A 17,464-nucleotide genomic window follows, 5' to 3' on the forward strand; every position below is an offset into this window, starting at 1 on the left:
CCGCCGCGGTGGCCGCCGCGGTGGGACTCGGTGAGTGCGGAGCTCGCGAGGACGTGGACCTGGTCCGGGCACTGCTCGCCCACCCAGTTCCCCGGGTCCGCGCCTGCGCGGTGGCGGGACTTCGGGCGTTGGAGGCGGTGCGCATCGACGACCTGCAACCGCTTTGGGACGGGCGCGTCGTCGGGCGGGCGCACCCCCGTCGCGGCGCGCGCTCCCGGGACCGCCGCCCCCGTGGCGGCGGGCGGCGCGTCGAGATCCGGCGGCCCGCTGTTCCAGGTGAGGGTGACGGTGATGCCTGCTTTGGCCTCGCCGTCGGCGAGCAGGCCGACGACCTTCCCCGCCTTGGCGGTCAGCTCGATGCCGAACTCGACGCTCACCTCGTCGGGCCGCACCGCGCGCAGCGGCTCCGCCAGGGACCGTGCGACCCCCGTGACGAGCGCGTGCAGGCTCTCGACGCTCGCCTCCACCCGCTCGGCGAACCCGGTGTCGCTGTACGACAGCCGCCCGGGCGGCGCCGACAGCTCGCCTGCGCCCGAGATCCGGGCCCATACGGGCGTCCCGTCCGGCAGCGCGATGCGCGCCACCCGTGTCACGTCGTCACCGCTCATGGCACTCCCCCGCTTCCCCTGTCCCCCTGCGCCTATCCTTTTCCTGTCCCCTCCGCACCGGAGAGCGACCCCTTCCTCCCCTCACAGGAACAAGGGTCCTTCCCCCGAGGGGGGATCCCTATCCCTGCGACCCACCCACGGAGCACGATCCATGTACTTCACCGATCGCGGAATCGAGGAACTCGAGAAGCGGCGCGGCGAGGAAGAGGTCACCTTCGAGTGGCTCGCCGAGCAGCTGCGGACGTTCGTCGACCTGAATCCGGACTTCGAGGTACCGGTGGAACGGCTGGCGACGTGGCTGGCGCGGCTGGACGACGACGAGGACGACGAGTAGGGCGGCCCCCGGCGGGCAGGGGGTGGGCCGGTTTCCGGCCGAGGCGGCCGGGCAGGGCCGTTCACGACAGGCTGTGCGAAGAGGGGCGTCGCGAGACGCCCCTCTTCGCGTTCCCTCCGCTTCCCGGACAGAAGCGCTCACCGGATCGGGTGTCTTGACTTTCGACGCCCGCGATATATCGTGTTTCACGGAAGACGCGATATGGCGTGTCATGCCGTCACCATGAAGGGGGTCCGCACCATGTCCGAGTGGTCCGTCGCCGAGCCGAGGAAGCTTTCCTTCGACGAGCCCGTGCGCGAGCTGCACGTGCGTATCGTCGACGGCACCGTGAACGTGGTGGGCACCGACGAGAGCACCGCCCGCCTGGAGGTGTCCCGGATCGAGGGGCCGCCCCTGGTGGTGAGCCATCGCGACGGGAATCTGACGGTGGCGTACGAGGACCTGCCCTGGAAGGGCTTCCTCAAGTGGCTCGATCGCAAGGGCTGGCGGCGCAGCGCCGTCGTCTCGCTCGCCGTGCCGGCCGGCACGCGTGTGGAGGTGGGCGTGGTGAGCGCCGGGGCGGTGGTCTCGGGCATCGACGGCCCCGCCGAGGTGAGGGGCGTGAACGGCGACACGACCCTGGTGGGGCTCGCGGGCCCGGTGCGCGCGGACACCGTCTCGGGGAGCGTGGACGCCCAGGCCCTCACCGGTGACCTGCGCTTCAACTCGGTCTCCGGAGACCTGACGGTGGTCGAGGCGGGCTCCTCGGTGAAGGCCGACTCCGTCAGCGGGTCGATGATCGTCGACCTTGATCCGACCAGCCGGCCGACGAGCATCGACCTGACGAGCGTCTCCGGCGAGATCGCCATCAGGTTGCCCCAGCCGGCGGACGCACAGGTGGAGGCGAACACCGCGAGCGGCTCGGTCTCCAACGCGTTCGAGGACCTCCGGGTCAGCGGCCAGTGGGGCGCCAAGCGCATCACCGGCCGGCTGGGCGCGGGCAACGGCAGGCTGAAGGCCACCACGGTCTCCGGCTCGATCGCCCTGCTGCGCAGGCCCGCGGTGGACGAGTCGTCCGTCGACGCGCAGGGCGAAAGGCGATCCCGGCCGCGCTCCGACTCGGGGGACAATGCCGCTTCCGGTCCGGTCGGCGAGAACGTCTCCGGCGACCAGGCCGACAGCACGACCGACAAGAAGGTGCTCTGAGATGCCTCCCGTCTTCGCCCATGGCCGCCTGCGCCTCTACCTGCTGAAACTGCTGGACGAAGCGCCGCGCCACGGCTACGAGGTGATCCGCCTCCTGGAGGAGCGCTTCCAGGGGCTGTACGCGCCGTCGGCCGGCACCGTGTACCCCCGGCTGGCCAAGCTGGAGGCCGAGGGCCTGGTCACCCACACCACCGAGGGCGGCCGCAAGGTGTACGCCATCACCGACGCGGGCCGGGCCGAACTGGCCGACCGCAGCGGCGAACTGGCGGATCTGGAGCTGGAGATCCGCGAGTCGGTCGCCGAGCTGGCCGCGGAGATCAGGGCCGATGTGCGCGGCGCGGCGGGCGATCTGCGGCGCGAGATGCGGGCGGCGGCCTCCCAGGCCCGCAAGGGCGACGGCGCGGCCTCCGCGGATCGCGGCGAGCCCGGGGAACCCGGTGAGTACGGCGAGCACGGGGACCGGGAGGCGTGGCAAGCCGCCAAGGAGGAGATGCGCCGCGTCAAGCAGGAGTGGAAGGAGCAGGCGCGCCGGGCCAAGGACGAGAGCCGCCGTGCCCGCGACGAGGCCCAGCGGGCTCGCCGCCAGGCCAAGGAGGCGCAGGACCGGGCGCGTTCCCAGGCCCAGGAGGAGGTCCAGCGCATAGCACGCCGGGTGCAGGAACAGGTCCAGGACCACTTCACGCGGGGCGACTGGCCGACCGGCGTCCGAGAGGGCCTGACGGAACTCGCCAAGGAGTTCGGGGAGTTCGGAAAGGACTTCGGACGCGAGTACGGCAGGGACTTCGGCTTCGGCCGCCCCGGCGCCCCGGGCCCGGCGGCGTCCGCGGAGTCCCCTTCGTCCGCGAAGCCGGCCGGCTCCACGGAGACCTCGGCGGACGCGCGTCCTGAGTACTCCCGCACACCGGAGGACTTCCCCGCGGAGTACGAGCCGAGCTGGGCCCACGAGGACTCCAGCGGCGACCCGGCCCGGGACCTGGACCGCCTCCTCGACCGCTTCCGGGACGACATCCGCGACGCGGCCCGCGACCACGGCGTCACCGGCGAACAGCTCCGCGAGACGCGCCGCCACCTGTCGACGGCGGCGGCGCACATCGGAGTGGTGCTCCGCAACCCGGGCCCCTGATCGGGCGTCAACCGGCCTGGGCGGCGACGCCCCCGTCGCCACCGCCCTCCGCCCCTCCCTCGTCGCCGTACAGCACGCGGGCGAGGGCGGTGTAGGTGACGCCGTGGTCGGCGAGGACCTCCGCGGGGGCGCCGCGGCGGGCGGTGAGGGCGAGCAGCAGATGTTCGTCGCCGATGTGCCGTTCGCGGCGGGCGAGGGCGATGCGCAACGTGTCGGTGAGCAGCTCCCTTGCCCCGCGGTCGAAGGGCCGCCCGCCGAAGAGGCGCGCGCCGGAGCTCACCTTGCCCTCGGTCGCCAGCGCGCCCTCGCCGTGCGCCTCCTCCACCCGCGAGACGATCTCGCGGACGTCGATGCCCAGCCCCGACAGGGCGTCCGCGTCGGCCCTGGAGAGACCGCCCCGGCGGCGCACCTCGCCCAGATCCCGTACGAGCCCCCCGCGTCCGCCCGGCGGCAGCCCGAGCGAGGTCAGCGCGAGCGAGCAGCGGCCGCTCTCCCCGTCGAGGAGGGCGAGCAGCACATGCGCCTCCTCGACCCGCTGCGCGCCCGCCCGTTCGGCGTGCACCGCCGCCGACCGCACCGCGACCCGCGCGTCCTTCGTGAACCGCTCGAACATCACTGCCTCCCGTACTTCTTGTGCACGGCCTGTCTGCTGACCCCGAGTTCCGCGGCGATCTCCTGCCACGACCAGCCCTGATTGCGCGCGCTGCGCACCTGCACCGCCTCCAGCTGCTCCAGCAGCCTGCGCAGTGCCGCGACGGCGCGCAGCCCGATCCGTGGATCGCGGTCGCCGGCACGCTCGGCGAGATCCGTTGCTTCGGTCATGACGTCAACCTACGTTGACAATGGGCATCTGTCAATCAAAGTTGACATCAGGATGCGGAAAAGGCGGGCCCGGGATCCCGGACCCGCCTTGCGACCGTGCGCGCCGGACCACCGGCAGGCCGGTCAGCCGTTGGTGAGCACGATCTTGCCGAACTGTTCGCCCGACGCGAGCCGCTCGAAGCCCTCGCGCGCCCGGTCGAGCGGGAGCACCTCGTCGATGACGGGGCGCACGCCGGTGAGGGCGCAGAAGGCGAGCAGGTCCTCCAGCTCGTCCTTGGAGCCCATGGTGGATCCGACGATCTTCAGCTCCAGGAAGAAGACGCGGGTCAGCTCGGCACGCGAGGGCGCGTCGCCGCTGGTGGCGCCGGAGATGACGAGCGTGCCGCCGGGCCGCAGCGACTTCACCGAGTGCGACCAGGTGGCCGCGCCCACGGTCTCGATGACGGCGTCCACCCGCTGCGGCAGCCGGGCGCCCGGCTCGACCGCCTCCACCGCGCCGAGCTCCAGGGCCCGCTTGCGCTTGGCCTCGTCCCTGCTGGTGGCGAAGACCCGCAGACCGGCGGCCTTGCCGAGCACGATGGCCGCGGTCGCGACCCCGCCGCCCGCCCCTTGGACGAGAACGGAGTCACCGGGGCGCACACCCGCGTTGGTGAAGAGCATGCGGTAGGCCGTCAGCCAGGCCGTGGGCAGACAGGCGGCCTCCGCGAAGGAGAGCTCCTTCGGCTTGGGCAGGACGTTCCAGGTCGGCACGGCGACCTGCTCGGCGAAGGTGCCCTGGTAGCGCTCGGTCAGGATGGAACGGGGCTCGTCGGGCCCGACGCCGTGTCCAGTCTGCCCGATCACGGAGTGCAGGACGACCTCGTTGCCGTCCTCGTCGACACCGGCGGCGTCGCAGCCGAGGATCATCGGCAGCCGGCCCTCCGGGAGACCGACGCCCCGAAGCGACCAGAGATCGTGGTGGTTGAGGGAAGCGGCCCGGACGTCGACGACACTCCAGCCGGGACGGGCCTCGGGGGCCGGGCGCTCCCCCAACTCCAGGCCGGAAAGCGGCTGGTCGCGGTCGATTCGGGCGGCGTAGGCGGCGAACATGATCCCGACCCTAGGGTCCGGCGACGTCGAGCGAAACCGGACGGCACTGTGAGACACACCCTCTTGCGCTCCGCGCCTTTGCCGTACGGAATGCGGCCCCCGGCCCGCGACCGAGCCCAGGCCGGGACGATTCAGCCCGTCCGGCGACCGTGGACGAGGCCCGTTCCGGACCGAAGCGCCGGTCCGGGGGCTGCAGCCCCCGGACCGGCGCCCTCGTCATCACCCGGACGGGCTGACGGGTGGACAGCAGAATGGCCCCGCCCTCACGGACGGGGCCATTCGGGCGCACGTCAGCGACGAGCGACCCCTTCCGCACGAGCGGCCGCGGCGACCGCCGCGGTCACCGCGGGAGCGACCCGCTCGTCGAACGGTGAGGGGATCACGTAGTCCGCCGCGAGATCGTCCCCGACGACGCCCGCCAGCGCCTCGGCGGCCGCGATCTTCATGCCCTCGGTGATCCGCGACGCCCGCACCTGCAGCGCGCCGGCGAAGATCCCCGGGAACGCCAGGACGTTGTTGATCTGGTTCGGGAAGTCCGACCGCCCGGTCGCGACGACCGCCGCGTACTTGTGGGCGACGTCCGGGTGCACCTCGGGGTTCGGGTTGGCCATGGCGAAGACGAACGCGCCCTTCGCCATCGAGGCCACGGCCTCCTCGGCCACCGTGCCGCCGGAGACGCCGATGAACACGTCGGCGCCGGCGAGCGCGTTCTCCAGCGAGCCGGTCAGCCCGGCCTTGTTGGTGAAGGAGGCCAGCTCGCGCTTGACGTCGGTCAGGTCCTCCCGCTCCGCCGAGACGACGCCCTTGCGGTCGGCGACCGCGACGTCCCCGATGCCCGCCTCGACCAGCATCCTGGCGATGGCGACCCCGGCCGCGCCGGCGCCCGAGATGACCGCGCGCAGCTCGCCGATGCCGCGTCCGCTCAGCCGCGCAGCGTTGCGCAGCGCGGCCAGCGTCACGATCGCGGTGCCGTGCTGGTCGTCGTGGAAGACCGGGATGTCGAGGGCGTCCTGGAGGCGGCGCTCGATCTCGAAGCACCGCGGCGCCGAGATGTCCTCCAGGTTCACGCCGCCGAACGAGGGCGCGAGGCGCACCACCGTCTCGATGATCTCGTCCACGCCCGTGCAGGCGAGCGCGATCGGAACCGCGTCCACCCCGCCGAACTGCTTGAAGAGGATGGCCTTGCCCTCCATCACGGGGAGGGAGGCCTCGGGACCGATGTCCCCGAGGCCGAGCACGGCCGTGCCGTCGGTCACGACGGCGACGACGGAGGACTTCCAGGTGTAGTCGTTCACCAGGTCCGGCTGCTCCGCGATCGCGGTGCACACGCGCGCGACGCCGGGGGTGTAAGCGAGGGACAGGTCGTCCTTGTCGCGGACCGGGACGGTGGCCTGCACGGCCATCTTTCCGCCCCGGTGCAGCGCGAACACCGGGTCGAACGAGTCGAGGGGCTCCGCACCGCCCTCCCGGCCCGTCTGGTCGGCGCTCTCGCTGCGAGGATTGACGATCTCCGCTGCCACTGTGTTGTACCCCTTAGGTCTGCATGGTTTGAGGGTGGCCACTCCTGATTGAGAAGTGGGCGGGCATCGCACAGGGCCCTGAGGTGATGCGTACGGGCGCCTGGCGTCGGGCGCGCCGCACACGCGCCCTGAGCCCCGGATGAGGGGTGTAAAAAACCTTCTTACCGGACGGAGACCACAGCCGACGAGTCCATTCGGTGCAAGGTCACATCCCTGGAGCTGTGGACCTTCGACAGAGATCACCGCGAGTGACGCGACTCATGCGCGAGGACCCGCCAGGCTCCGGGAAACCCTTGACAACGCTTGACGCCGCCTTGACGTGGGGTCGCGTCGACGGCGGGACAGTCGGCAGGTGATCACAGCATGAGAGGAACCGGAGATCTTTCGGCCGGAACGGGAGATTCCCGCAGATGGTCCGGCTCCGTCCGGTCGTGATGTACCGGACTGATGCGGTTCGGGGGTCGCCCGTTATCCGATTTTGACATGGCTGGCCCCCTGAATGGCGTCGTCCGAATGGCAAGATGCCGTAATCACACGAGGTCGCGACACCCGAAGGTCTGTGTTCTCGTCGACCCATCGGCATCTGTCGAGCCATCGGCATCTCCATCCATCCGCCGGAGGAACCCACCATGACCGCACGCTCCACCCGACACACGACCGCCGCGCGCACCCGCCTGGCAGCGGTCGGATCTCTCGCGGTCGCGGGCGCCTTGCTCCTCTCCGCCTGCGGCGACCAGACCAACAGTGGCGGCAGCTCCTCCGAGTCGTCGAGCAGCTCCGGCAAGGCCCCCCTCTTCTCCAAGCTCCCGGCCGACATCCAGAAGGCGGGCGTCATCAAGGTCGGCACCAACGCCGAGTACGCCCCGATGGAGTCCGTCGAGGGCGGCAAGATCGTGGGCGTCGACCCCGACATCGCCGCCGCGCTCGGCAAGCAGCTCGGCGTCGAGTTCCAGTTCACCTCGGGCGGCTTCGACACCCTGATCACCGCGGTGAACACCGGCCGCTACAACGTCGCCATGTCGTCGATCACGGACAACAAGCAGCGCCAGGAAGGCCTGGACGACAAGGGCAAGAAGCTCGGCGAGGGCGTCGACTTCGTCGACTACTTCACCGCCGGCACCGCCCTCTACGTGCAGAAGGGCAATCCCAAGGGCATCAAGACCCTGGACGACCTCTGCGGCCAGACCGTCGCGGTGCAGCGGGGCACCACCTACGAAGAGGCCCTGCAGGCGCAGTCGAAGAAGTGCACCGGGGGCGGCAAGAAGGCCCTCAAGATCGAGTCGTTCGAGAACGACACCGAGGCCCAGACCCGCGTGAAGTCCGGCGGCGCCGTGGCCGGCGTCAACGACTACCCGGTCGCCGTGGACATGGCTCGCAAGGCGGGCGGCGGCAACACCTTCGAGGTGCTCGACAAGCAGTACGAGGCCGCTCCGTTCGGCATCGTCGTCGACAAGAAGAACACCCAGCTGCGCGACGCCCTCAAGGAGGCCGTCGACGCGATCATCAAGGACGGCTCGTACCAGAAGGTGCTGGAGAAGTGGGGCGCCGAGAGCGGCGCGATCAAGTCCGCCTCGGTCAACGGCGGCAAGTGATCTCCGCACCTCCTGAAGCCTTCGAAGGGCAGTCCCCATGACTGACAAGTTCGACAAGTCCTCCGCGGGCGTGCCACCCGAGGACACCCCGCCGGCCGGCGAGACGCCGGCGTTCTCCGGCCCGCCGGAGGCCATCAAGGCCATCCCGGTGCGCCACTACGGCCGCTGGGTCAGCGCCGTCGTCGTCCTCGCGCTCCTGGCGCTGCTGGTCAACGCCTTCGCGAACGGCGACATCCAGTGGAAGACCGTCGGCGACCAGCTGTTCGACTCGACGGTCATCGCGGGCGCCGGACGCACGCTGCTGATCAGCGTCCTGTCCATGGTGCTGGGCGTGGTCCTGGGCGTCCTGCTGGCCGTGATGCGGCTGTCGAAGAACCCGGTGACCAGCACCGTCGCCTGGGTCTACATCTGGTTCTTCCGCGGCACGCCGGTGTACGTACAGCTGCTGATGTGGTTCAACCTGGCGCTGATCTTCCCCGTCCTGAACCTCGGTCCGATCTACAAGGACGAGATGACGGACGTCATGACGCCGTTCATGTGCGCCCTGCTCGGACTCGGTCTGAACGAGGCCGCCTACATGGCGGAGATCTGCCGGGCCGGTCTGCTGGCCGTCGACGAGGGCCAGACCGAGGCCTCGCACGCGCTCGGCATGAGCCACGCCAAGACGCTGCGCCGGATCGTCATCCCGCAGGCCATGCGGGTGATCGTGCCGCCGACCGGCAACGAGTTCATCAACATGCTGAAGACCTCGTCGCTGGTGTACGTGGTGACGTACAACGAACTGCTCCGCTCGACCTCGGTGATCGGCTCCTCGTCGTTCGCCGTGATGGAACTGCTCTTCGTCGCCTCCATCTGGTACCTGGTCATGACCAGCGTCTTCAGCGTCTTCCAGTACTACCTGGAGCGCTACTACGCCCGCGGTTCGAGCCGTAGCCTGCCGCCCACGGTCTTCCAGAAGATCCGTGCCAACCTGCGGATCGGCCGCGAAAGGAGTGCGGCATGACCGCGATGGTGAAGGCCGAGGGTGTCCACAAGTCCTTCGGCGCGGTCGAGGTCCTCAAGGGCATCGACCTGGAGGTCAAGAACGGCGAGGTGTTCTGCCTCATCGGCCCGTCCGGCTCCGGCAAATCGACGTTCCTCAGGTGCATCAACCACCTGGAGAAGATCAACGCCGGCCGCCTGTACGTCGACGGGGACCTGGTGGGCTACCGCCAGAAGGGCGACAAGCTGTACGAGCTCAAGGACAGCGAGGTCGCGCTCAAGCGCCGGGACATCGGCATGGTGTTCCAGCGGTTCAACCTGTTCCCGCACATGACCGCGCTCGACAACATCGTCGAGGCGCCGGTCCAGGTCAAGGGCGTCAGCAAGGCCCAGGCCCGGGAGCGGGCGCGGGAGCTCCTGGACCGCGTCGGCCTCGCCGACAAGGCCGGCAGCTACCCCTCGCAGCTCTCCGGCGGCCAGCAGCAGCGCGTCGCGATCGCCCGGGCGCTCGCCATGGACCCGAAGCTGATGCTGTTCGACGAGCCGACGTCGGCCCTCGACCCGGAGCTGGTCGGCGATGTCCTCGACGTCATGCGCGACCTGGCCGAGTCCGGCATGACGATGATCGTCGTCACCCATGAGATGGGCTTCGCCCGCGAGGTCGGCGACAGCCTGGTCTTCATGGACGGCGGCGTGGTCGTCGAGTCCGGAAATCCGCGCGAGGTGCTGACCAACCCGCAGCACGAGCGGACGCAGGCGTTCCTGTCGAAGGTGCTCTAGCGACACGCGGCGGCACGTGAGGAGGGGCGGTACGGAGATCTCCGTACCGCCCCTCCTCGTTCGTGGTCCGTGCCGGGCCGGCCGGCCCTCGGCGGCTACTTCAGGGCCAGCACCAACGCGTCCGACGGGGAGCACCACACCGTACGGGCCTCGCCGAAGCCGCGGGCGAGCAGCTCGCGCGCGTGCCACCCCGGGGAGGGCGTGTCGCCGTCGGCGTGCTCGCCGTAGATCTCGAAACGTCGGGCGGTCGGCTCGGCGAGGACGGGGTCCTCGGCGGCGAGCCGCCACCACTCGGCCCAGTCGAGGGCGCCGCCGCGCCGGGCCCGATCCATCCGCGCCCGGCGCTGCGCGCGCTCCGCCGCGTTGATCCGGGGCGTCGATTCGTCGATCATGTGATCCGCGTTCATGAAGACACCGCCGTCGCGGACGAGTTCCGCGACCTGACCGTAGAGGGCCGCGAGGGGTTCGCTGTGCAGCCAGTGCAGGGCCGTCGCGGTCAGGACGGCGTCGTAGGAGCCGTACGGCAGCCGGGTCGGCCAGTCCGGGTCCTTGAGGTCGGCGGTCACGAAGGCGACGCGGTCGTCGCCCGCGAAGGTGCCCTCGGCGATGGCGAGGAGCGCCGGATCGAGGTCCACGCCGATGCCGGTGGCGCCGGGCAGGCGGGCCAGCAGCCGGGCGGTGATCGTGCCGGTGCCGCAGGCGAGGTCGAGAACCCGCGGGGCGGGCCCGACCAGCGCCTCCACCATGTCGATCATGACCCGGAAGCGCTCTTCGCGATCGGGCATGTACCACTCCTGCTGGCGATCCCAGCTCCGCTGCCACGCCGCCCAGTCACCACCGGGCCCGGATCCGCCCGCGGCGCCGGATGTGGATCCAGCGACGGCGCCGGCCCCGATGTCGGCTGCGCTGTCGGCCCCGGTGTCGGACGTGGTGTCCGTGGTGGTGTCCATCGTGCTCGTCCGCGCGTCCGTCATCGCCATCCCGCCCATAGGTCGCGTAATACCCTGGAAGCACGAACGGCCGTTACTCCGCCCGCATGCCGACCATAGAGCGCCCCCGTAAGGACTACAAGTGGAACTGGCCTATTACTCGGATTACGCCGTGCGGCTCGTCAACAGCGAGGAGCCGACCCGGGGCAAGGACTCCCTGACGTCCGTCGAGGCCGTCCGGGGTCTCTTCGGCGGCAACCAGTCGGCCGCCCGCCGGGCCACCGACGCGGACGTCACCCGGTTCCGCTCGGTCCGCGGCCGGCTCCGCGCGGTCTTCGAGGCGGCCGACGGCGGCGACGAGACCCTCGCGGTGGACCTGCTGAACTCCCTGCTGCTGGAGTTCCCGGTGAGCCCGCAGATCTCCGGCCACGACTTCCGCGACGACGACGGCCACCCGCTGTGGCACATGCACCTGGCCGACCACCCGTCCAACGCGACGGCGGGCTACGCCGCCATCGCGGCCATGGGACTGGCCTTCCACCTCACCGAGCACGGGGTCGACCGGCTGGGCCTGTGCGAGGCGAGCCCCTGCCGCAACGCCTACCTCGACACCTCCACCAACCGCTCCCGGCGCTACTGCTCCGACCGCTGCGCCACCCGCGCCAACGTGGCCGCCTACCGCGCCCGCAAGCGCCTGGAGGCGGACCGCACCGGCGACAGCGGCCTGGCCGCTGACAGCGCCCAGCGCACCACCGCCAGCGGCGAGCGCTGATCCGGCTTCAGCGGACGGTAACGCAGCCGCGCCCTGCCCAGGATCAGCTCGTCGGGCACGGTCCCGTAGTCCGTGCTGTCGCCGCCGGCGTAGGCGTTGTCCCCGAGGACCCACCAGCCGCCCTCCCGGCGCTCCGCGGCCCGCTTGACGACGAGCAGGTCCTGCTGGAAGGGGTGTCGCAGCACGACCACGTCACCGGGCCGGACCCGTGCGCCGTACTGCACCAGCAGCCGGTCGCCGTGCTGGAGCGTGGGCACCATGGACGGACCGGTCACCTCGGCCAGCCCGAAGGGCGCGGCGGCCCCGCCCCGCTCGGTGTCCTGCGGCAGTTCCGGCATCCCCGGCACCTCCCCGTCCGTTCCTCCACCAGTCTCAGTCTGACCCCGGACTTTTGTCCTAAGCCCAAGGGGGCACCCGCCAAAAGCCCTCCCTCAGGGAGTAATGTCCCACCTGAGAAGACGATCACGAGGAAGGAATGCTCCATGCTTTCCCGCCTGTTTGCCCCCACGGTCAAGGTCAGCGCACACTGCGACCTGCCCTGCGGCGTGTACGACCCGGCCCAGGCCCGCATCGAGGCGGAGTCGGTGAAGGCCGTGCAGGAGAAGATGGCCGCCAACGACGACCCGCACTTCCAGGCGCGCGCCACCGTCATCAAGGAGCAGCGTGCCGAGCTCGCGAAGCACCACGTCTCCGTGCTGTGGAGCGACTACTTCAAGCCCCCGCACTTCGAGAAGTACCCCCAGCTGCACCAGCTCGTCAACGACGCCCTGAAGGCCCTTTCGGCCGCCAAGGCCTCGACGGACCCGAAGACCGGTGAGAAGGCCCTGGAGCTGATCGCCGAGATCAGCGACATCTTCTGGGAGACCAAGAAGGCCTGACCTGCGGGTCCCCGTCCACGGCCTGCGGTCGGCGCACCCTCGCGGGTCGTGGGGAACGCTCGTCGCACCTGCGTGAGGGGCCCGGTCGGACAGCCGACCGGGCCCCTTCGTCGTGCCGTGCGGGGTGACGTTCAGACGCCGTCCACCGCGTCGCCCTCGCCCACCTCCAGCAGCCCGGCCGCCGCGCCGACTATGCGCGGGTCGGGGGTGCCGACGACCTCCTCGTCCTTGTCGTCGTAGTCGAACCGGGCGAGCACGCTGCGCATGGCCTCGACCCGGGCCCGCTTCTTGTCGTTGCTCTTGACCACCGTCCAGGGCGCGTACGCCGTGTCCGTCTCGCGGAACATGGCGACCTTGGCCGCGGTGTAGTCGTCCCAGAGGTCCAGCGAGGCCAGGTCCATCGGGCTGAGCTTCCACTGCCGTACGGGATCGATCTGACGGATCGTGAAGCGGGTGCGCTGCTCGCCCTGCGACACCGAGAACCAGAACTTCACCAGGTCGACGCCGTCGTCCACGAGCATCCGCTCGAACAACGGCGCCTGGCGGGCGAAGCGCTGGTACTCGTCGTCGCTGCAGAAGCCCATGACCCGCTCGACGCCGGCCCGGTTGTACCAGGACCGGTCGAAGAGCACGATCTCGCCCGCGGTCGGCAGCTGCTCGACGTACCGCTGGAAGTACCACTGCCCGCGCTCGCGCTCGGTGGGCTTCTCCAGGGCCACGACCCGGGCGCCGCGCGGGTTGAGGTGCTCGGTGAACCGCTTGATGGTGCCGCCCTTGCCGGCCGCGTCCCGGCCCTCGAAGACGATGACGAGGCGGCGTCCCGTCTCCTTGATCCAGCTCTGCAGTTTCAGCAGCTCGATCTGCTGGAGCCGCTTGTGCCAGTCGTACTCCTTGCGCTCCATGCGCCGCGCGTACGGGTAGTTCTCCCGCCAGGTGTCGACCGGGCTTCCGTCCGGCCGGATGAGCACGGGGTCGTCCTGGTCGCTGTAGTCGACCCGCAGGTCGGTCTGTTCGGACAGCAGGGGCCGTGTGGTCATGGCGTCCGCCTCCCGGTCTCGGATCTCAACTCGCGTGTCATGTCCCATGTCTCAGGTGTCGGGGGCCCGGCGCCGGGGCCCGGCGCCGGGCGTCGGGCGTAAGGCGTCAATGGAACTGCGGGACGATGAGGTAGATCCCGTACGCCACCACGGCTGCGCAGGCGAGGAAGCACAGGCCTGCCTGCGCCCGCCCGGCGACGGAGGCGCCCGCCGGTTCCGTGCGCCCGCCCTCCGCCCGGGCCAGCCCCAGGACCCCCAGGGTGAAGACGGCGACCACGGCGACGGTGACGCCGACGCTCACCACGGCGACCTGGCCGAGTGCGGTCCAGTCGATGCTCATGAGGGAACTCCCGGTGGTGTCTCAGGCGGCCGTTCGGACGTCGGTCGGCGACGCTGCGCCGAGGGTGATCTCGTGGGTGTCGTTGACGTTGTGGGCGTGCACGGGGTTGCGGCGGGAGATGACGACGATGCCCGCGGCGAGCGCGATTCCCACCAGGGCCACCACCGTCGTGCCGGCGTTCCCGCCGTGCGTGACCGCGCTCGCGGCGAGGCCGCCGGCCAGGGCCGCCGCAGGCAGGGTGACCAGCCATGCGATCACCATGCGCCCGGCGACACCCCACCGCACCTCCGCCAACCGCCTTCCCAGACCTGCGCCGAGGATGCTGCCGGAGGCCACCTGAGTGGTGGACAGGGCGAAACCGAGGTGGGCCGAGGTGAGGATGACGGTCGTGGAGGCCGTCTCGGCGGCGAAGCCCTGCGGGGACTGGATCTCCGTCAGGCCCTTGCCCATGGTGCGGATGATCCGCCAGCCGCCCAGATAGGTGCCCAGGCCGATGGCGAGCCCCGCGGAGGCGATCACCCAGACCGGCGGTCCGGCGTCGGGCCCGAGCGCCCCCGCGGAGATCAGGGTCAGGGTGATGACGCCCATGGTCTTCTGCGCGTCGTTGGTGCCGTGCGCGAGGGAGACCAGCGAGGCGGAGGCGATCTGACCGATCCTGAACCCCTCGGCGACCGGCTTCTGCCGGGCCCGCGCGGTGAGCCGGTAGGCGAGATAGGTCGCGATCAGCGCCGCCCCGCCCGCCACCAGCGGCGAGGCCACGGCCGGGATGAGGATCTTCTCGACGACCTTGTCGAAGTGCACCCCGTGGGAGCCGGCTCCCACCCACACCGCTCCGATCAGCCCGCCGAACAACGCGTGCGACGAACTCGACGGCAGGCCGACGAGCCAGGTCAGCAGGTTCCACAGGATCGCGCCGACCAGCCCCGCGAAGATCATCCCCGGGGAGACGAGACGGTCGTCGACGATGCCGCCGGAGATGGTCTTCGCGACCTCGGTGGACAGGAAGGCGCCGACGATGTTGAGGGCCCCGCTCACCAGGACCGCCGTTCTCGGCTTGAGCGCGCCGGTGGCGATGGAGGTCGCCATCGCGTTCGCCGTGTCGTGGAACCCGTTGGTGAAGTCGAAGGCCAGAGCCGTGACGATGACGACCGCCACGAGGAACGTGATGTGGTCCATGACCTCATGGGAACAAGCGCTTACGTACGCCGGGCGAACTGGAGGCGAAGCCTGTTCCTCGTCCCCGCGCCCGGCGGGTGAGGATCGTGCGATCCTGGCGTGATGAATCGGGAGGACCTGGTGAGGCTGCGGCAGGCGCGGGACCGGATGGACCGCGAGTACGCCGAGCCGCTCGACGTCGCCGCGCTCGCCTCAACGGCGTTGATGTCCCCCGGCCACTTCCAGCGCAGCTTCCGCGAGGCCTACGGCGAGACGCCCTACGGCTATCTGATGACCCGCCGCGTCGAGCGCGCCAAGGTCCTGCTGCGTCGCGGCGACCTGACCGTGACGGAGGTCTGCATGTCGGTCGGCTGCACCTCGCTCGGCTCGTTCAGCTCCCGTTTCACCGAGCTGGTCGGCGAGACCCCGAGCGCCTACCGGGCCCGGTCGCACGAGGAGAGCGCGGTGATCCCGCCGTGTGTGGCCAGGACGTTCACCCGCCCTAGGCGGGGCCGGCCCGCCTAGGCTGGGTGCATGGACCTCAAACTCCACCAGTGTTTCGTCGCCGTCGACGACCATGACAAAGCCCTGCACTTCTATGTCGAGGTGCTCGGTCTGGAAGTCCGCAACGACGTCTCCTACGAAGGGATGCGGTGGGTGACCGTCGGGTCGCCGCTGCAGCCGGACGTGAACATCGTGCTGGAGCCGCCGGGCGCCAATCCGGACTTCTCCCCGGCCGACCGGGAGGCGATGGCCCGGCTCCTCGCCAAGGGCGTGCTGCGCGGCGTCATCTTCACCACCGCCGACTGCGACGCGCTGCACGCGCGCGTGCGGGAGGCCGGCGTCGAGGTGCTCCAGGAACCGACGGACCAGCCGTACGGGGTCCGCGACTGCGCGTTCCGGGACCCGGCCGGGAACATGCTGCGGTTCCTGGAGCGGAAGGCGTGAGCGGAGCGGTGCGCTGGACGTACGCCTTCGTCGACCGGCCCGCCGCCCTGTGCGAGCGGGCCGGCGCCTTCTGGGCGGCGGTGACGGACACCCGCCCGTCCGTGCCCAGGGGTGAGCAGAAGGAGTTCGTCACCCTGCTGCCCGAGGGCACGGACCCCTGCGTGAAGGTCCAGGGCGTCGCGGGCGGCGCCGGCGGCGCGCATCTCGACTTCGCCGTCGAGGACGTGCCGGGCTTCGTCGAGGAGGCCCGCAGGCTGGGTGGGAAGCCGGTCGCCGTCCACGACGGCTGGACCGTGCTGCGCTCCCCGGCCGGGCAGGCGTTCTGCGCGGCGCCGTGGCACGGGGAGGCCGTACGGCCTCCGGTGGTGGCCGGCAGTCGTCTCGACCAGGTGTGCCTCGACCTGCCGCCGTCGGCGTTCGACGCCGAGGTCGCCTTCTGGAGCGCGCTGCTGCCCAAGTGGTCGGCCCGGCCGGGATCCCGGCCCGAGTTCCATGTGGTCGAGCCGCCGGCCGGACTGCCGATCCGCATTCTGCTGCAGCGGCTCGACGAGGAGCGGAGCGCCGACGACGGTGACGGCGCCCCGGTCTCCGCCCATCTCGACCTCGCCTGCGGTGCGGACGTGGACGCCGTGCGCGTCCGGCACGAGCGGCTGGGCGCCCGCTTCGTCGCCCGCCACCCCCACTGGACGGTGCTGCGCGACCCGGCCGGCGGCCTGTACTGCCTGACCGGCCGCGACCCGGAGACGGGCGGACTCCCCCCGGCCGGTACCTGACTGAGCTGTCGGCCGCATCTCGCGACCGGCCCGGGCGGGACAGGGCACGGGCACCACCTGGCACGTGCGGAGCATGGCGCGGGCGGACAGGTCCAGGGGGTACAGGTCGCGGACGACAGCGGTTCGTCGCGCGCGCCCGGCCGTCGTCCCCGGGCCGGGTGCGCGTGCGCGGCCGCGGGGCGAGTGCGGAAGGCTCCGCTACTGCCGCCCCCGCCGGTCACGAGGTCCGGGCGGCGGGGGCGCCGGGCTCCTCCTCGGATTCGGCGGCGTGCTCGGGTCCGGCGAGGTGGGGCTGGGCTCCCGGCTCGACGTACGCCTCGCACTCGGGGTTGTGGCACGGCCCCGGCGCCCAGCGCGGCACCCACGCGCCCAGCGTCTTGTGCCGCCGGACGACGGACTGCACGGGCTCCCCGCAGGCGGAACAGACGCGTTGTTCCCTGTCCATGTCCTCAGAGTAGGGCGATCGCCGCCGGAGCGCTCCCTGCCGTGCACCGGTGTTCTCGGCGGTGCACCCGCACCACCGCTCCGACGCCGAAGCGGCGCACCCCCCGCACCCCACCCCGCCCCGCACCCCGCCAGGAGGGCGGACCGGTGCCCC

Annotated in this window: 22 protein-coding genes; 11 read left to right on the plus strand and 11 right to left on the minus strand. The window is 71.2% G+C overall.

Annotated elements, in window-relative coordinates; genetic code table 11:
- On the minus strand, positions 1-608 hold a 608-nt coding region (locus BG482_RS46320; RefSeq protein ID WP_370745950.1), incomplete at its 3' end, for a CU044_2847 family protein.
- A 151-nt stretch (positions 609-759) separates the two neighbouring features.
- Here BG482_RS46320 and BG482_RS37305 point away from each other — a divergent pair.
- The 3 genes from BG482_RS37305 (at position 760) to BG482_RS37315 (ending at position 3,250) form a co-directional block, all read left to right on the plus strand.
- Entirely contained in the window at positions 760-942 is a 183-nt protein-coding gene (locus BG482_RS37305) for a DUF6104 family protein (protein WP_019058231.1), read from the plus strand.
- Between the two features lie 240 nt (positions 943-1,182).
- A complete protein-coding gene (locus tag BG482_RS37310; RefSeq protein WP_176741563.1) occupies positions 1,183-2,127 on the plus strand; it encodes a DUF4097 family beta strand repeat-containing protein in 945 nt (314 codons plus the stop codon).
- 1 nt (position 2,128) lies between these two features.
- Positions 2,129-3,250, plus strand: coding sequence for a helix-turn-helix transcriptional regulator (locus tag BG482_RS37315; RefSeq protein WP_069773650.1), 1,122 nt, complete (start codon positions 2,129-2,131; stop codon positions 3,248-3,250).
- A 7-nt stretch (positions 3,251-3,257) separates the two neighbouring features.
- Here the strand turns inward: BG482_RS37315 and BG482_RS37320 are convergent, their stop codons facing one another.
- The 4 genes from BG482_RS37320 to BG482_RS37335 form a co-directional block, all read right to left on the minus strand.
- Positions 3,258-3,863 carry a Clp protease N-terminal domain-containing protein gene (locus BG482_RS37320; protein WP_069773651.1) on the minus strand — a complete coding sequence of 202 codons (606 nt, stop codon included), beginning with the start codon at positions 3,861-3,863 and terminating at the stop codon, positions 3,258-3,260.
- Positions 3,863-4,072 carry an HTH domain-containing protein gene (locus BG482_RS37325; RefSeq protein WP_040248424.1) on the minus strand — a complete coding sequence of 70 codons (210 nt, stop codon included), beginning with the start codon at positions 4,070-4,072 and terminating at the stop codon, positions 3,863-3,865. Before BG482_RS37325 ends, BG482_RS37320 begins: the two co-directional genes overlap by 1 nt.
- 123 nt (positions 4,073-4,195) lie before the next feature.
- Positions 4,196-5,161: a zinc-binding dehydrogenase gene (locus tag BG482_RS37330; protein ID WP_069773652.1), complete on the minus strand. Its 966-nt coding sequence runs from the start codon at positions 5,159-5,161 to the stop codon at positions 4,196-4,198.
- A gap of 290 nt (positions 5,162-5,451) precedes the next feature.
- The gene (locus tag BG482_RS37335; protein ID WP_069773653.1) at positions 5,452-6,681 is read right to left on the minus strand and encodes an NADP-dependent malic enzyme; all 1,230 of its coding nucleotides are present in this window, start codon (positions 6,679-6,681) and stop codon (positions 5,452-5,454) included.
- A 629-nt stretch (positions 6,682-7,310) separates the two neighbouring features.
- Here BG482_RS37335 and BG482_RS37340 point away from each other — a divergent pair.
- The 3 genes from BG482_RS37340 to BG482_RS37350 are packed head-to-tail and all read left to right on the plus strand — an operon-like array spanning position 7,311 to position 10,034.
- Positions 7,311-8,273 carry an ABC transporter substrate-binding protein gene (locus tag BG482_RS37340; RefSeq protein WP_069773654.1) on the plus strand — a complete coding sequence of 321 codons (963 nt, stop codon included), beginning with the start codon at positions 7,311-7,313 and terminating at the stop codon, positions 8,271-8,273.
- A gap of 37 nt (positions 8,274-8,310) precedes the next feature.
- Positions 8,311-9,276 carry an amino acid ABC transporter permease gene (locus BG482_RS37345; RefSeq protein WP_069773655.1) on the plus strand — a complete coding sequence of 322 codons (966 nt, stop codon included), beginning with the start codon at positions 8,311-8,313 and terminating at the stop codon, positions 9,274-9,276.
- The gene (locus tag BG482_RS37350) at positions 9,273-10,034 is read left to right on the plus strand and encodes an amino acid ABC transporter ATP-binding protein (protein ID WP_069773656.1); all 762 of its coding nucleotides are present in this window, start codon (positions 9,273-9,275) and stop codon (positions 10,032-10,034) included. Before BG482_RS37345 ends, BG482_RS37350 begins: the two co-directional genes overlap by 4 nt.
- A 95-nt stretch (positions 10,035-10,129) precedes the next feature.
- Here the strand turns inward: BG482_RS37350 and BG482_RS37355 are convergent, their stop codons facing one another.
- Positions 10,130-11,008 carry a class I SAM-dependent methyltransferase gene (locus BG482_RS37355; RefSeq protein WP_079142626.1) on the minus strand — a complete coding sequence of 293 codons (879 nt, stop codon included), beginning with the start codon at positions 11,006-11,008 and terminating at the stop codon, positions 10,130-10,132.
- A 97-nt stretch (positions 11,009-11,105) separates the two neighbouring features.
- Here BG482_RS37355 and BG482_RS37360 point away from each other — a divergent pair, with 97 nt between their 5' ends.
- Positions 11,106-11,735 (plus strand): ABATE domain-containing protein, encoded by a 630-nt coding sequence (locus BG482_RS37360; protein WP_069773657.1) that lies wholly within the window; start codon positions 11,106-11,108, stop codon positions 11,733-11,735.
- Here the strand turns inward: BG482_RS37360 and sodX are convergent.
- Entirely contained in the window at positions 11,639-12,073 is a 435-nt protein-coding gene (gene sodX, locus BG482_RS37365) for a nickel-type superoxide dismutase maturation protease (RefSeq protein ID WP_069773658.1), read from the minus strand. The genes BG482_RS37360 and sodX overlap by 97 nt on opposite strands.
- Before the next feature lie 144 nt (positions 12,074-12,217).
- Here sodX and sodN point away from each other — a divergent pair, with 144 nt between their 5' ends.
- Positions 12,218-12,613 (plus strand): superoxide dismutase, Ni, encoded by a 396-nt coding sequence (sodN, locus tag BG482_RS37370; protein ID WP_069773659.1) that lies wholly within the window; start codon positions 12,218-12,220, stop codon positions 12,611-12,613.
- Positions 12,614-12,744: 131 nt separating this feature from the next.
- On the opposite strand, the gene ppk2 is transcribed toward sodN, so the two are convergent.
- The 3 genes from ppk2 to BG482_RS37385 form a co-directional block, all read right to left on the minus strand.
- Entirely contained in the window at positions 12,745-13,650 is a 906-nt protein-coding gene (gene ppk2, locus BG482_RS37375; protein WP_069773660.1) for a polyphosphate kinase 2, read from the minus strand.
- Between the two features lie 106 nt (positions 13,651-13,756).
- Entirely contained in the window at positions 13,757-13,990 is a 234-nt protein-coding gene (locus BG482_RS37380) for a hypothetical protein (protein ID WP_069773661.1), read from the minus strand.
- Positions 13,991-14,011: 21 nt separating this feature from the next.
- On the minus strand, positions 14,012-15,166 hold the full coding sequence (locus BG482_RS37385) for an inorganic phosphate transporter (RefSeq protein ID WP_069773662.1): 1,155 nt from the start codon (positions 15,164-15,166) through the stop codon (positions 14,012-14,014).
- Between the two features lie 102 nt (positions 15,167-15,268).
- On the opposite strand from BG482_RS37385, the gene BG482_RS37390 reads away from it, so the two are divergent.
- From BG482_RS37390 to BG482_RS37400, 3 genes are read left to right on the plus strand one after another with little or no spacing between them, the layout of a single operon-like run.
- Complete coding sequence (locus BG482_RS37390) at positions 15,269-15,670, plus strand: helix-turn-helix transcriptional regulator (RefSeq protein WP_069773663.1); 402 nt, start codon at positions 15,269-15,271, stop codon at positions 15,668-15,670.
- Positions 15,671-15,679: 9 nt separating this feature from the next.
- The gene (locus tag BG482_RS37395; protein ID WP_069773664.1) at positions 15,680-16,093 is read left to right on the plus strand and encodes a VOC family protein; all 414 of its coding nucleotides are present in this window, start codon (positions 15,680-15,682) and stop codon (positions 16,091-16,093) included.
- The gene (locus BG482_RS37400) at positions 16,090-16,866 is read left to right on the plus strand and encodes a VOC family protein (protein ID WP_069773665.1); all 777 of its coding nucleotides are present in this window, start codon (positions 16,090-16,092) and stop codon (positions 16,864-16,866) included. Before BG482_RS37395 ends, BG482_RS37400 begins: the two co-directional genes overlap by 4 nt.
- 217 nt (positions 16,867-17,083) lie before the next feature.
- Here BG482_RS37400 and BG482_RS37405 read toward each other — a convergent pair whose 3' ends face one another.
- Positions 17,084-17,311 carry a hypothetical protein gene (locus tag BG482_RS37405; RefSeq protein WP_069773666.1) on the minus strand — a complete coding sequence of 76 codons (228 nt, stop codon included), beginning with the start codon at positions 17,309-17,311 and terminating at the stop codon, positions 17,084-17,086.
- Between the last annotated feature and the right edge of the window lie 153 nt (positions 17,312-17,464).

Source organism: Streptomyces sp. LUP30 (assembly GCF_001746365.1).
Classification (GTDB): Bacteria; Actinomycetota; Actinomycetes; order Streptomycetales; family Streptomycetaceae; genus Streptomyces.

Excerpts from the sequence above, each read along its gene's own strand:
- BG482_RS37385 (WP_069773662.1), bottom strand. The coding sequence starts at position 15,166 with ATGGACCACATCACGTTCCTCGTGGCGGTCGTCATCGTCACGGCTCTG.
- BG482_RS37390 (WP_069773663.1), top strand. The coding sequence starts at position 15,269 with ATGAATCGGGAGGACCTGGTGAGGCTGCGGCAGGCGCGGGACCGGATG.
- ppk2 (WP_069773660.1), bottom strand. The coding sequence starts at position 13,650 with ATGACCACACGGCCCCTGCTGTCCGAACAGACCGACCTGCGGGTCGAC.
- sodX (WP_069773658.1), bottom strand. The coding sequence starts at position 12,073 with ATGCCGGAACTGCCGCAGGACACCGAGCGGGGCGGGGCCGCCGCGCCC.
- BG482_RS37355 (WP_079142626.1), bottom strand. The coding sequence starts at position 11,008 with ATGACGGACGCGCGGACGAGCACGATGGACACCACCACGGACACCACG.
- BG482_RS37380 (WP_069773661.1), bottom strand. The coding sequence starts at position 13,990 with ATGAGCATCGACTGGACCGCACTCGGCCAGGTCGCCGTGGTGAGCGTC.
- BG482_RS37310 (WP_176741563.1), top strand. The coding sequence starts at position 1,183 with ATGTCCGAGTGGTCCGTCGCCGAGCCGAGGAAGCTTTCCTTCGACGAG.
- BG482_RS37320 (WP_069773651.1), bottom strand. The coding sequence starts at position 3,863 with ATGTTCGAGCGGTTCACGAAGGACGCGCGGGTCGCGGTGCGGTCGGCG.
- sodN (WP_069773659.1), top strand. The coding sequence starts at position 12,218 with ATGCTTTCCCGCCTGTTTGCCCCCACGGTCAAGGTCAGCGCACACTGC.
- BG482_RS37405 (WP_069773666.1), bottom strand. The coding sequence starts at position 17,311 with ATGGACAGGGAACAACGCGTCTGTTCCGCCTGCGGGGAGCCCGTGCAG.
- BG482_RS37305 (WP_019058231.1), top strand. The coding sequence starts at position 760 with ATGTACTTCACCGATCGCGGAATCGAGGAACTCGAGAAGCGGCGCGGC.
- BG482_RS37315 (WP_069773650.1), top strand. The coding sequence starts at position 2,129 with ATGCCTCCCGTCTTCGCCCATGGCCGCCTGCGCCTCTACCTGCTGAAA.
- BG482_RS37350 (WP_069773656.1), top strand. The coding sequence starts at position 9,273 with ATGACCGCGATGGTGAAGGCCGAGGGTGTCCACAAGTCCTTCGGCGCG.
- BG482_RS37395 (WP_069773664.1), top strand. The coding sequence starts at position 15,680 with ATGGACCTCAAACTCCACCAGTGTTTCGTCGCCGTCGACGACCATGAC.
- BG482_RS37345 (WP_069773655.1), top strand. The coding sequence starts at position 8,311 with ATGACTGACAAGTTCGACAAGTCCTCCGCGGGCGTGCCACCCGAGGAC.
- BG482_RS37330 (WP_069773652.1), bottom strand. The coding sequence starts at position 5,161 with ATGTTCGCCGCCTACGCCGCCCGAATCGACCGCGACCAGCCGCTTTCC.
- BG482_RS37340 (WP_069773654.1), top strand. The coding sequence starts at position 7,311 with ATGACCGCACGCTCCACCCGACACACGACCGCCGCGCGCACCCGCCTG.
- BG482_RS37325 (WP_040248424.1), bottom strand. The coding sequence starts at position 4,072 with ATGACCGAAGCAACGGATCTCGCCGAGCGTGCCGGCGACCGCGATCCA.